The 12,323-nt window shown below is 38.2% G+C and carries 12 protein-coding genes; 6 read left to right on the forward strand and 6 right to left on the reverse strand.

Going from position 1 to position 12,323, the window contains the following annotated elements; all coding sequences use genetic code 11:
• Positions 1 to 10: 10 nt before the first annotated feature.
• The 3 genes from PZ892_RS16325 to PZ892_RS16335 all read right to left on the reverse strand — a co-directional run bounded on the left by PZ892_RS16325 (position 11) and on the right by PZ892_RS16335 (position 3,245).
• A complete protein-coding gene (locus tag PZ892_RS16325; RefSeq protein WP_277711564.1) occupies positions 11 to 1,267 on the reverse strand; it encodes a metallophosphoesterase in 1,257 nt (418 codons plus the stop codon).
• Between the two features lies 1 nt (position 1,268).
• Complete coding sequence (gene hemH, locus PZ892_RS16330) at positions 1,269 to 2,303, reverse strand: ferrochelatase (RefSeq protein ID WP_094280724.1); 1,035 nt, start codon at positions 2,301 to 2,303, stop codon at positions 1,269 to 1,271.
• A 93-nt stretch (positions 2,304 to 2,396) separates the two neighbouring features.
• Positions 2,397 to 3,245, reverse strand: a complete 849-nt coding sequence (locus PZ892_RS16335) for a 4-hydroxy-3-methylbut-2-enyl diphosphate reductase (protein ID WP_277711565.1) — start codon at positions 3,243 to 3,245, stop codon at positions 2,397 to 2,399.
• A 709-nt stretch (positions 3,246 to 3,954) separates the two neighbouring features.
• On the opposite strand from PZ892_RS16335, the gene PZ892_RS16340 reads away from it, so the two are divergent.
• From PZ892_RS16340 to PZ892_RS16360, 5 genes are all read left to right on the forward strand, one after another.
• On the forward strand, positions 3,955 to 6,468 hold the full coding sequence (locus PZ892_RS16340; protein ID WP_277711566.1) for a PAS domain-containing protein: 2,514 nt from the start codon (positions 3,955 to 3,957) through the stop codon (positions 6,466 to 6,468).
• Positions 6,437 to 6,814: a response regulator gene (locus PZ892_RS16345; protein ID WP_277711567.1), complete on the forward strand. Its 378-nt coding sequence runs from the start codon at positions 6,437 to 6,439 to the stop codon at positions 6,812 to 6,814. The genes PZ892_RS16340 and PZ892_RS16345 overlap by 32 nt, the downstream gene beginning before the upstream one ends.
• Before the next feature lie 167 nt (positions 6,815 to 6,981).
• Positions 6,982 to 7,272: a winged helix-turn-helix domain-containing protein gene (locus PZ892_RS16350; RefSeq protein ID WP_277711568.1), complete on the forward strand. Its 291-nt coding sequence runs from the start codon at positions 6,982 to 6,984 to the stop codon at positions 7,270 to 7,272.
• Between the two features lie 404 nt (positions 7,273 to 7,676).
• Entirely contained in the window at positions 7,677 to 8,048 is a 372-nt protein-coding gene (locus PZ892_RS16355) for a DoxX family protein (protein WP_094280762.1), read from the forward strand.
• Positions 8,049 to 8,064: 16 nt separating this feature from the next.
• A complete protein-coding gene (locus tag PZ892_RS16360) occupies positions 8,065 to 8,643 on the forward strand; it encodes a DUF1801 domain-containing protein (protein ID WP_094280763.1) in 579 nt (192 codons plus the stop codon).
• Between the two features lie 219 nt (positions 8,644 to 8,862).
• Here the strand turns inward: PZ892_RS16360 and PZ892_RS16365 are convergent, their stop codons facing one another.
• Positions 8,863 to 9,351, reverse strand: coding sequence for a nicotinamide-nucleotide amidohydrolase family protein (locus PZ892_RS16365; protein WP_094257326.1), 489 nt, complete (start codon positions 9,349 to 9,351; stop codon positions 8,863 to 8,865).
• Positions 9,352 to 10,136: 785 nt separating this feature from the next.
• On the opposite strand from PZ892_RS16365, the gene PZ892_RS16370 reads away from it, so the two are divergent.
• Positions 10,137 to 10,556: a nucleoside-diphosphate kinase gene (locus tag PZ892_RS16370; RefSeq protein ID WP_094257327.1), complete on the forward strand. Its 420-nt coding sequence runs from the start codon at positions 10,137 to 10,139 to the stop codon at positions 10,554 to 10,556.
• Between the two features lie 638 nt (positions 10,557 to 11,194).
• On the opposite strand, the gene PZ892_RS16375 is transcribed toward PZ892_RS16370, so the two are convergent.
• Both PZ892_RS16375 and PZ892_RS16380 read right to left on the reverse strand, forming a co-directional pair.
• Positions 11,195 to 11,554 (reverse strand): hypothetical protein, encoded by a 360-nt coding sequence (locus PZ892_RS16375; protein WP_094257328.1) that lies wholly within the window; start codon positions 11,552 to 11,554, stop codon positions 11,195 to 11,197.
• On the reverse strand, positions 11,551 to 12,315 hold the full coding sequence (locus PZ892_RS16380; RefSeq protein WP_182499174.1) for a hypothetical protein: 765 nt from the start codon (positions 12,313 to 12,315) through the stop codon (positions 11,551 to 11,553). Before PZ892_RS16380 ends, PZ892_RS16375 begins: the two co-directional genes overlap by 4 nt.
• Between the last annotated feature and the right edge of the window lie 8 nt (positions 12,316 to 12,323).

Genomic DNA, 12,323 nt, shown 5'->3' on the forward strand with positions numbered 1-12,323 from the left:
AGAGGATAAATTATCCTTTTACTAATTCAAAAATGGTAATTTCAGGAGCAATACCAACCCTACCAGGATAACCTAAAAACCCATATCCAGTATTTACATACAATTGAGATGGACCCGCTTTGTATAAACCAGCCCATTCTTTATAAATATATTTTGCTGGACTCCACTGGAAATTCTCTCCTCTTACGCCAAATTGCATACCATGGGTGTGTCCCGCAAACATAACATCCACATCAGTATCTAGTACTTGGGCACGCCAATGTGATGGATCATGCGATAACAACAATTTAACGGCTTTATCTTCGGTACCTAACAATGCCTTCTCTAAATTTCCTTTTTTCGGAAATCTTCCAGTTCCCCAGTTCTGTACACCCACTATTGAGATTTCCTCATTACCCATTTTCAAGACGCGATTCTCATCCATTAAGAGATCCCAACCCATGATTTTATGGGTATCAATCAAGTCTTGAAGATTTTTTCTTTTCGCTGGAGAATCACCAGGACCAAAATAATAATCCCCGTAATCATGGTTACCTAAAGTTGAGTAAACTCCTAGATCCGCTTTAACGTGTGCAAAGATATCCTGGTAATCTCTCATCTCAGAAGCCACATTATTCACTAAATCTCCCGTGAAAAAGATGACATCAGGCTTTTCGTTCAATAACATTTGAACCCCGCCCATAACGGCCTTTTTATTATAAAACGAACCTGAATGGACATCAGAAATTTGACCAATGGTCATCCCATGAAATTCTTTGGGTAAATTTGGCAAAACTAATTTTTGACGTCTTACTCGATAATCATAGGCCGTGGAAATTACCCCCCATGCTAATGGGACCATTGGCAAGGCAGCTACAATAATCCCTGATTTTAATAAAAAGTCAGATCGAGATATTCCTTTTTTAGATACTTCTGGCAACGGTTCTTCAAGTCTTTCTAGTCGATCCTCAAGATCCTCACCTTTCTTGCTTGAAAATAATCGACCAATCCAGATCCCGCCACGACGAACATCATCGATGATCAAAACAATTGCATATATAAATTTGCTGACTGCTGTCAGAAAGAATGCAACTAAAATAATGGAACGAACAGATAATGGAATGCTATATTGAAATGAAATAAATAAGCCTATTAGCAAGGACAAGGAATAACCCCACCAAAGGATGCTAAACCATTTTGTCTTAATAAACTTAATATTAGTTGCTCGTAAGGCAAAGAATATATAAAAATCTAATAGAAATAATATTACTGCATTTAATTTTAACATCTTAATTTCCGTTTTCCAACACCATTCTTTTCAATGCTTCAATCCACTTCGGGTTTTCATTCAAGCTCTCAACCATATGAACTTCTTCCCCTCCTAACGCTTTAAACTCATCTGCATATTCTACTTGTATCTCATCTAATGTTTCAATACAATCAGCAACAAAAGCAGGACTGAACACCAATAATTTCTTTTTTCCGGACTTCGCCAAATCATGCAGTGTATCAGAAGTATATGGTTGAATCCAAGGGGTTTTTCCTAACCTTGACTGAAAACAAACGGTATACTTCTCCTCTGGAATATTCAATTTTTCAACAATAGCCCGTGTGGTTGCATAACACTGCGATAAATAACAAAAAGAATTAATTTCTTTCTTACAAGAATCGCAACCAAAATCTGGACACTTTAATTCCCCCGTAGGATCGACTTTACCTAATTGACGAACAGGTAGTCCATGATAACTGAACAGAAAATGATCATAATCATTCAAATCATGTTTTTGAGCATGTTCCGCAATTACATCAACCATTAAAGGATTATCGCAATAACTACTAACGAAACTTACCTTAGGAAAGTATTGCCATCCACGCATCAATTCCATTACACGATCGATAACGGAACCAGTGGTAGCAGATGCATATTGCGGAAATAAAGGAATGACAATCAACGAATCCAAAAACATTCTTTCCAAATTTTTTAAAGCATTCGGAATAGAAGGCTCTTGATACCGCATTGCTAATTCAACATGATATTCTTCTCCAAGTTCTTCCTGAAGCATTTTTTGCTGTTGAACGCTATAATACATTAATGGAGACCCGGTCTCTGAACTCCAGATAGTGGAATAGGTATGAGCTGATTTTGAAGCTCTTTTTGGTACAATAATCCCTTTTACCAACAAAGTCCGAGATACATAAGGAATGTCCATTACCCTTGGATCCATTAAAAACTCAGTTAGATATTTTTTCACTTCACCTGTAGTAGGTGAATTAGGGGTACCCAACTGAACCAACAACACACCCTTTTTAGCTTTTTTACTCATACTAAACACAAAATTAGGCAATATTTATAGCAAAACAGGCGCAATGGTTTATTTCAACGGCCTGAATCAATGAATTTTAAATTAAAATGACGATTAATAAGATTCGATAGTTTCCTTTACTTTCTTCATTAACCACATCGGGGTGGAGGTAGCTCCGCAAATTCCAATAGTTTCATTGTCTGAAAAGATGTCAGACTCCAATTCTGCTGGATCGGAAATAAAATAAGTATTAGGATTTACCTGCTTACAAACTTCAAATAAAACTTTCCCATTTGAAGACTTCTTTCCCGAAACAAATATGATCTTATCATATTGCTGTGCAAATAAACCTAAATCCTCGTACCTGTTTGATACTTGCCTACAAATGGTATCATTAGCTTTTACCTCATAACCTCTATTAATAAGCTCTTCCTTGATCGCATAAAAACGATCGACACTTTTTGTGGTCTGACTGTAAAGTGTAAATTTCGCTGGCAAGTTTGCTCCATCGAGTTCTTGGAGATCTTGAAACACGAGGGCTTCATTGTTGGTCTGTCCCTGTAAACCAACGACCTCAGCATGCCCATGCTTACCGAATATCAATATCTTCTCATTTTCATCATGCGAAGTTTTAATGCGGTTCTGTAACTTCAACACAACAGGACAAGAAGCATCGATCAACGTAATACTATTTTCTAATGCCGTCCTATAAGTCTCAGGAGCTTCGCCATGAGCACGGATCAGCACCTTTTCGTCCTTGAGGTCGTGCAATTCTTCATGAGAAATAATGCGTAAACCCTTGGCTTTAAGTCTGGCGACCTCTTCATCATTGTGCACGATGTCACCAAGACAATACAGATAGCCATCCCTGTCCAGGATTTCTTCTGCCATATCGATCGCATAAACGACCCCAAAGCAGAAGCCCGAGTCCTTATCTATTGTTACTTGCAGGTTCTTTGACATAGTACAAAGTTAGGTAATTTTGTTAAACCCTGTTTGTTTTAAATGCCAGTTTTTACATAGTCCCAACAAGGACTCTCCCCGAGCAAAATGGGAATACTAATGGCTCTTTAGAGATTTGTATCATGGGTTTGTTACACCGATAGCTCACTATGAAGTAACTCTACAAGCCATGGAAAGAACAAATGGATAACTGTCATAAAAAAAAGGGAGAGCAAGAGAAACCTCACTCAATCCTCCAATAGTGAAAGAGAACAATAATTATTGGCTTCTTGTCAACATTTCTTCACTTACCAAAGATCTTCCTTAATACTTCCCCTTCCATACCGTTCGAATGCACTACATCTGGCGCAATGTTTTGAGCTGCCCCTGCAACTATAACTTGAAATCATTTATGGATTGATTTGGTACAAAAACACCTACTAAGGGCAAATTAGCTTTTGCTGATTATTTACTCAGAACCCAACCCATAACCTTACTAACCCACTCGGGGTAGCTAAGATAGGAGGAATGAGAATCTTCAACTTTTTTAACATTTTAGAATATAAAGCAAATTTATTTGGGACGCATCACTTAAAATTTCCATTCTGTTAAAACCACAAAATCCCAGTTCGGTGTCATGGGACTTAGAAAAAAAACGTAAATTCGGTTCCCTTTAGGCGTCATTGTTCTATTGGGCAAAATAAAAGCCAGACACTTATTTCGATAAAAGATGGAACATGACGATATCTTTAACCTTTCCCCCATCCCCATGATGGTACTAGATAGTTCCGACCACTCTTTCCTTGCCATCAACAAGTGTGCTCAAAGGATCTACGGATTTTCATTAACCCAGCTCATGGGTATGACCCTAGAGGATGTTCTTGCTGATCCAAAACATAGGATAGAAGAACATATGGTCGATATAGCCGACAAAGTAATCCAGAGGCACCGGAACGCTGGAGGAGGTAGCTTTTTGGTGAAACTATTCATAACCCCAATCACATATTCTGGTAGGAAAGCGTTATTAGTAAACGCAGTGGAGCTCGAACAGGATAGTATCCAAGGAACAGGGCAAAACATGGACTTTGCCCACTATTCGGTCCTCGATGAGGAAGGCAAATTCATTTTCGTTTCTCAGCTCCACAGCAGTTTATTAGGTTGCGAGCCAGAGGAGCTATCCGAGAATAATATTTTCAATTTTGTTCAAGGGAAGGACAAGGAACTAATCACTAACCTACTGAAAAGAACCCTGAGGGAGCAAACCCTCTCTGAGGGGGTATATGCCATCATCCGTAAAAACGGTGAAAAACGATGGTTAGATTTTGATCTTTCAGTTGTGACCCTCGAAGGAAAAGGAAAGGCAGTCAGGCTTGGGCTTTGTGACGTTACTGAAATGACCGAAAGGGATCTTTGTGACCAAGCCCTCCAGCAAATCGAGAAAGTGATTGCTGAATCTCCATCACTAGAGATACTCGTGGAAAAGGCCATCCAGGTTATCCTGGGGCTCGAAGATATAAGAACGTCAGAGATCTGGCTTGCATCAATGGATTCTACATCTCTTAGCCTTAGCGGTAGGGCTAGCAAGCGGGATGGTCAAAATCTGCTAAAGGGATTTTCACCACGCTTCACTTGCAATAAGGGTGAAGGTCTTCCAGGAAAGGTATGGATGGAAAGGGGCATTGTCGTTACAAGAATGGATTCTCCAGAACTTGGATTCGCCTTTGGAATCCCTATCATTGCCGCAGAAAAATTCCTAGGATGCTTCATTTGCTATTCAATAAAGTCGTTGGACAAACTGGATACAACTACCTCATTTCTGGAGAGAGTATCTTTAAAAATCGCAACACCGATTGCTCACGAAATGAAAGAGAGTGAATATCTCATGCTTTTCGACATTTCTCCTGACCCACACTGTATCCTCGGCAGGGACGGTCAAATCGATAGATACAATAGGGCATTTGCCGCACTCGTATCGAGAAATGGTATAATTTCACCAAACACTTCCATTCTCCAAATTGTACACCCTGAGGACATCAGTCGTGCAATTCGGGATTTTATTTCCATGGTCAACGGATGGAACATTGGTCCATTCCGCAGCAGGATAGCAAATGTAGAGGGCAATTTGCGAACGCTGCTCTGGTCAGCAGCCGTATCTCGGGAATCTATGCGAATCATCGTTGTGGGAAAAGATGTTACCGAACAGGACAAAGCAGAGCAAGAGCTCCATGGCGCGCTCCACAGGCTCCAAAATGCTCAGAGGATCGCTAAATTGGGGTATTGGTATAGGCCAATCGACACTCAAATTTCTGTATGGAGCGAAGAGACTTACAATATCTATGAACGCTCCTCCAGCAACTTCCTTCCCACCATGGAAAACCTAAAACAAACATTTTTGCCCGATGACCGTTACCTGATCGAAAAAAAACCTGAATTACTACTCTCACCAAATGTCGCTAGGGGATTTGAGCATAGAATCATTACCCCTTCAGGAAGAATTAAATGGGTAAGACAGGAAGTACTGTTGGTCACCAAAGATGACGGAACGCCTGTGAAGGTCGAGGGGACTATCCAGGACATTACGGAACGGAAAACTTATGAGGAAAGGTTAAATATAAGTTATGAAATTTTTAGGCTCGCCATGCTAGCGAGCAATGAGATGATCTGGCACGTCGACCTCTCAGTCAATACTTTCACTATGGGAAAGGGGGGGCAGCAACCACTAGAGCCAGAGAATTCCGAAGAGTTTACCATAGCAAATTCATGGTTTTCCACCATTTTACCTAACGATAGACAAAAGGTATGGGACTCTCTCTGGAAGGTGATTGACGACAAATATAAGAGTTCATGGTCTGCCGAATACCGAAGAGTTTCAGCAGATGGTTGCCTCCATCATTATGAGGACAGGTGTCAAGTACTGCGAGACGACGAGGGAAATGCAATTCAATTAGTCGGTGCAGCGCTTGACGTGACCACATCCCGTATGCACCTGGAGATGATTGAGGAGCAGAACCGGCTACTAAGGGAGATTGCATGGGCTCAGTCTCATGAACTCAGGGCTCCTCTAACAAGACTTTTAGGACTTGCGGAAGTATCGCTACAATATGGAGGTGGTGGTCTATCTCAGGTACGGATCATGGAACTCATCAAGGAATCAGCTGAGGAATTGGACATAATTATTAGGTCAATGACAGAAAAGTCAAACTCAACACAACATGGAACAAAAAACGATACTTCTGGTCGATGACGATCCAGTCATCAACTTCATTCATAGAACAATCATTTCAAGTGTTTTCTCTCACAACAAGATCATAGCTGTGGAGAACGGGGAGTTGGCAATAGAACACATCAGGAATAATCCTAATAGTTCTTACCTAATCTTCCTAGACATAAATATGCCCGTTATGAACGGGTGGGAATTCTTGGATGCCATAAGGTCCCAAAAGGAAAAGTTCGACCTTTCCATCCACATCCTAACCTCTTCAATTGACTCTCGGGACATAGAGAAGTCCTCAAAAGATGAACTCGTTAAATCATACCTGACCAAACCACTTAATCGAGATACTATTTTAAACCTTAGGTCATCAATGTGAGGGCCAGTAATTTTATTATTATTTCGAAAAGTTAATGCCTTGAAAAACAATGTATTAATTTTGATTATTTAATAAAAAAGCAGAAATATTGAGTTAAATTACTCATAATGAATTTAAGGCGGGACGTTTTTCAAGTCATTTCTGATCCAACCAGGTGAGCAATTTTAATGTTGGTAGCTACACAAGCAATGACTGCAGGTGCAATCGCTTCAAACTTTGGCACGTCAAGACCACCAGTTTCCAAACATCTACAAATCCTGGTCGAATGTAAATTGTTTACACAAGAACATCGTGGGAGGGAGATTTATTATCTGGCTAGTGCAGACAAGATGAAGGAGGTCGAATATTTTATAGAACCATTCCGGCAAATGTGGGACAAAATCAATAAAAATGATACAAAATACCAAAGCAACTGCCTACCTGGGCTCTCATTCATTTTTCACCTCAAAGATTTTTGATTTGCCTCTGGCAACTGCTTTTTAAAGCATATGAAGACCCAAATCTTTTTGAACATTGGATGAGTACCTAAGTTCTGAAAATGGACATCAAGAAGCATGGATTTTATGCATTAGAAACTTCGTATAACGGAAATGTGGTGTTTCGTGCCAACGGAACTATTCATGAGTGTATTCCCATCTAGAGAATCACACGAACATTTGAAATGGGAAAACCAAAATTTCCCATTCAACTTGAATTTTTGGATAATAAAAAACTTACCCACGAAACTAGCAAGCTGAACATGCAAATAATATTAAGGAAAGTTGAATTCAGAAACCAATTAATACAAACACCGTTTGCAAATGGCCTTAATTTCGTGCATAACAGACTCCAAGAATTACTTAAGGAAGTAAAATTGTTGAAAATGCATTACAGGATTATTTATTGGACAGCGACTATATTCTTGTCAATTGGGATGATTGCAGGAGGTATTCAACAATTGTTACAGATCGGTGGCTATAATTCAATTGTAAGCTCTTTGGGATATCCCTTTTATCTATTGAACATCCTTGAAACCTGGAAATTATTGGGTGTTTTGGTATTACTAATTCCGAAATTTCTGATATTGAAAGAATGGGCTTATGTAGGATTCTTCTTTGCGAGGTCCGGGGCTTTTATTTCACATTTGGCAGTTGGACATTCATTCGCAGAAACCGTACCTTTATTGATATTGATTTTTTCAAAGGTTTTGTCATGGTTCCTCATGCCACCCGAAAGAAAAATTGTTCTCAATTAAAACTAAAGAAACTCCTATGAAACAAAGAATAGAGGATTATTTTGCCAATGCTGTTAGATGGAAAGCCGAAATTCAATTACTTCGAGAGATTGTTCGTGAAAACAACTCACTTGAAGAATCTTACAAATGGAATCACCCATGTTATACTTTTCAAGGGAAGAATATTGTACTAATCCACGGATTCAAAGATTATTGTGCCTTACTTTTTCACAAAGGTTCCTTGCTTAAGGATCCGAAAAACATTCTAATTCAGCAAACTAAAAACGTACAATCAGCAAGGCAGATTCGATTTAAGAATATTGAACAGATCAAGGAGCTCCATGTTAGTATTAAGCATTTTATAGAAGAGGCAATTGAAAATTCAGGAAAAGAGGTAGTGTTGAGGAAACCATGCGACTATCCCATACCTGAGGAATTTTACAAAGTATTAAATGAAGACCCAGTGCTAACAAAAGCTTTTTATTCCTTGACACCTGGACGCCAAAATGGATATTTATTTTATTTTAATCAAGCTAAGCGATCCACAACTAGAGAAGCTAGAATTCAAAAACATTATCAGAAAATCATTGACGGAAAAGGGTTCAATGAAAAATAGGTTTGGTTGTAGAAACTTTAATTCAAAAAATAAATTAGAAACATAGGAGATCAAAAATGAATTATGGGTAATAAGCAAAATTAAAATGGATCAAATTGAAGGTTTCTATTTTCTATAATAAAATAGGAAGTAATCAAAAAATTAGGTGTTTTTTGAATTTATAAGACAAGACCTTCGGTTAATCAATGTAGAGAGACCTAAGATTATGGTAACCCCTGTTTATTTGAAAAGAAGGGACTCTAAGATATCGAGGCTCGTGTTAAATGCTGATATAAATATGTGTGCGGCATTACGAGAGGAATATTGAAACTTCTGCGATATCACTTTATTCTTACAAGAAATACAGAGAAATACGTCACCTCTAATGGAATTAGAATTCTCCTCTGAATCACTAAAAGCCTTACCCGTCACAGCTATATGAATATCAGCTGGTATTACTTTTGCCAAACCTACCAACATTGCCTCGGTCACCTGCTTGGACTCTGCAGAGTACTGGTCAATCAAGGATCCTGGAACCTTTAAGACTTCTTTTTTAATTTTTTCAGCATAACATACTATTGAACCATGCAAATAATTTCCAGATTCAGTCTGCAAGCTCCATATACTCGTAAAAAAACCTGCTGGCATGCTTTCTGCCAACGACATTTTATACCCCTTTAGCTTTATCTGTTCCCCAATTCGATTTAATTTCTTTTCATTTATTTTCATAAGGATTCTTTAAAATAGCTGTAATCCTAGAACAATCCATAAAACTTTTTGTTGAAAAAGGCCTGTGATATTGCTATAAAAATATTCCTTTCTCCTTTCCATATGAACAGATAAACCTATTAAATTACCCCCATCTATCCCCAAATAATAAATGGATTAACATCCTGTTTAGCTAGTGGCAAAGTTCTTTTCATCCAAGGCTACATGAAATCCCAGCATCAAAAGTTATACCTCAGAAAGTATACCTACTCCGTCCATTGAAATTAAGTCCAAAGTGATATTTGGAATATCATGTTTAATATATTTTATATACTGTTATTATAAATAATAATGAAGGGCCTTATTTAAATATGTTTGTTTAGGGGAAAACAACAAATTCTATAAATAAGAAATTGGATAACAAAAAAACAGAATGCTCTAAGGGGATAAGGGAGCTAATAAGAAAAGGAAAATAACTGATGAAAGGAAGGACTCAGAAACCTTACCTCTATTCTTTCAAAAGGAGAGGAATCAAACATTCTTAAAAAATTCCAATCTCAAGAAAAAGTAGACTTTGGCACACTTTAAAAGGAATAAAAACAATTTCGAATGCAGATCTAAACGTTTTGATGTAGGCAATGAAAGACAATTATTTCTGACCTCCATAAACCCCGACTTTCTTACAGGTGTCTGATATAAATATTAAATTAGAGAATTATATTGCTAATCTTAGAAAAGTAACCTCTGTCCAAAACTTTTTCAAGTTGTTTTAATTTTATTAACTTTGCAAAAAATTTTAGAGTATAATGGCAACAAACAGAACTTTTACAATGATCAAGCCAGATGCAGTTGCAAATGGTCACACTGGCGCCATCTTGAATGACATCATAAATGGCGGCTTCAAGATCGTTGCAATGAAATACATTCAGCTAAGCGAAGTAAATGCGGGCAAGTTTTACGAGGTTCATAAAGAACGTCCTTTTTATGGAGACTTGGTTAATTTTATGACATCAGGACCAATCGTCGCAGCTATCTTAGAAAAAGATAATGCTGTTGAAGATTTCCGTACGTTAATCGGTGCTACCGATCCTTCAAAAGCTGCTGAAGGAACAATACGTAACAAATACGCTAAATCTATCGATGCTAACGCTATCCACGGTTCTGACTCTAACGAAAACGCGGAGATTGAGGGCAGCTTTTTCTTCTCTCAATTTGAGCGATATTAAATTCTTCAATTGGCTTTAGGAAATAGCATTTCCTCAATTAGTTCCATCGAATCCTTGTTGCGAGCAAAGTGACAAGGATTTTGTTTAATAATATAGAGCCATCCTCTTTTATCTAACATTACTAATTCGTTTGTTAAGACCTAATAAGAATCAAGAAGTAGTGATGAAATCTAAAAAAATCCGGCAAAGGTAATTCTCCTGGTATGGGTTTGGGCAATATTCAATTGGAGCAATTATCATAGACTCTTCAAAAATTGTCAAAGAAGGTCTGCATAGAAAATGAAAGGTAATTGAGAAAATCAATTAATTATTCCAATTAACCCAACTATTTATACAAAGAATATGTAAGAGCCTTTATATTGGTTCTTTTTCACCAGGAGAACTCTGCCCCTACCCTCTATCGGAATTATTCAAATGGTAACAGCGTTTATGCTATCAATAAAGATTGCACCAGAGTTTTGCGCTTCCAATAAGGGGTTATTCCTCATAGCCAACCCATGAGACTATGAATTGATAAAAAATCGCTATCCATACAAAATGTTTGCGTTAAACTCAATGGTGCCAATCTAAATAATATATTCACTAAAAAATACAACGACCAATCCCAATATTACACTGTGTAACAGTTAGGTTTCAATTTAGTCAAGGGTTAATCCATCCGCAGGTATTTCCTTCAAACCACTTGTTCTAAAATTTCCTTCAAAGCAAAGATAAATAGAACTTGCTATTGCACTGTTATAAGAAGGTACATAATGTAGATAGCCAAATGCATGTAGGTCCTTAAGGCATCTGGTATAGCTCACTGTCGAGATCTTGGCCTTCAAGGCGCCCTGTCTGGCATAAATTCTTATACAATCACTAAATTCTGAGCTTGCCCACTGCCTAATCAGGGAGAAATAGAGCGAAACATGTGTACTTGAAAGCCTGGGGTCTCGGTCCATGGCCTCAAAGAAGTTGGGCAACACCTTTGCTAAGGCATAGAAGGTTTCAGGTCTCATAGATTGTGTCCTCCATTACCCCCTCGACTGCTCCTTATCTGAATTTGCCGCTGTTGTTCCTGTTTTTTAGCGCTTGGTTTCTGGTGAAGTTTTGAACGATCATCTATAAATTCCTGCCGAATCCCCATCTCATTGTAAATGCAAACAGCTTTGAATCTTGGCAAAGCCTCCAGGTAAAGTTTCTCTGGACCTGAACCTAGCTCAAAGGTGACAAGGTGGCGGTTGCCTCTTCCTAGTGAATCCAGCAGTATCTTTTTGTTTTGCTCATCCCTAAGTTCCATAATAGGATAGCGCATTAACTGTTTTTCTAGGTCATATCCATAGTTCTCGTGGAACTGGAGCATCTTATGATTGCCATTTATGTCTAGGGTTTTAGAATCGAGCTGAAACCATGCACGATAGAGGTCACCTTGTGGGGTGGACACTTTTTTTAACACTGACCTGCCATTGAGCAAGTTATAAGCTTCCTTTAACGTAAACTTGAAGTTTCCATTGATATTGAATCTTCTTGAGTCTGCTAACCGTGCACCATTTTGCGGAAGATCGATTCGAAAGGAATTGAAGAAATACATTTCTGTCTGTTTGCTTTTGGAGAACTGAAGTTCAGCCTTTACCGGCTCAGATTCGATCTGTGTATTGAACTGCAATTGGAATTCTTGGGTACCCTTTGCAATCTTTGATTTCAGTGAATCTTCTAGATGGTGACCAAATCCAGAATAAAACAGCTGTTCTTTGAGGTATTCATAGTTTTTTATATTCATAATCGTAA

The organism is Sphingobacterium sp. WM (genome assembly GCF_029542465.1).
GTDB classification, from domain to species: Bacteria; Bacteroidota; Bacteroidia; order Sphingobacteriales; family Sphingobacteriaceae; genus Sphingobacterium; species Sphingobacterium cellulitidis.

What these genes read in the sequence shown, in the direction of transcription:
- PZ892_RS16325 (WP_277711564.1), bottom strand. Translation starts at nt 1,267, where the DNA reads ATGTTAAAATTAAATGCAGTAATATTATTTCTATTAGATTTTTATATA.
- hemH (WP_094280724.1), bottom strand. Translation starts at nt 2,303, where the DNA reads ATGAGTAAAAAAGCTAAAAAGGGTGTGTTGTTGGTTCAGTTGGGTACC.
- PZ892_RS16335 (WP_277711565.1), bottom strand. Translation starts at nt 3,245, where the DNA reads ATGTCAAAGAACCTGCAAGTAACAATAGATAAGGACTCGGGCTTCTGC.
- PZ892_RS16340 (WP_277711566.1), top strand. Translation starts at nt 3,955, where the DNA reads ATGGAACATGACGATATCTTTAACCTTTCCCCCATCCCCATGATGGTA.
- PZ892_RS16345 (WP_277711567.1), top strand. Translation starts at nt 6,437, where the DNA reads ATGGAACAAAAAACGATACTTCTGGTCGATGACGATCCAGTCATCAAC.
- PZ892_RS16350 (WP_277711568.1), top strand. Translation starts at nt 6,982, where the DNA reads ATGTTGGTAGCTACACAAGCAATGACTGCAGGTGCAATCGCTTCAAAC.
- PZ892_RS16355 (WP_094280762.1), top strand. Translation starts at nt 7,677, where the DNA reads ATGCATTACAGGATTATTTATTGGACAGCGACTATATTCTTGTCAATT.
- PZ892_RS16360 (WP_094280763.1), top strand. Translation starts at nt 8,065, where the DNA reads ATGAAACAAAGAATAGAGGATTATTTTGCCAATGCTGTTAGATGGAAA.
- PZ892_RS16365 (WP_094257326.1), bottom strand. Translation starts at nt 9,351, where the DNA reads ATGAAAATAAATGAAAAGAAATTAAATCGAATTGGGGAACAGATAAAG.
- PZ892_RS16370 (WP_094257327.1), top strand. Translation starts at nt 10,137, where the DNA reads ATGGCAACAAACAGAACTTTTACAATGATCAAGCCAGATGCAGTTGCA.
- PZ892_RS16375 (WP_094257328.1), bottom strand. Translation starts at nt 11,554, where the DNA reads ATGAGACCTGAAACCTTCTATGCCTTAGCAAAGGTGTTGCCCAACTTC.
- PZ892_RS16380 (WP_182499174.1), bottom strand. Translation starts at nt 12,315, where the DNA reads ATGAATATAAAAAACTATGAATACCTCAAAGAACAGCTGTTTTATTCT.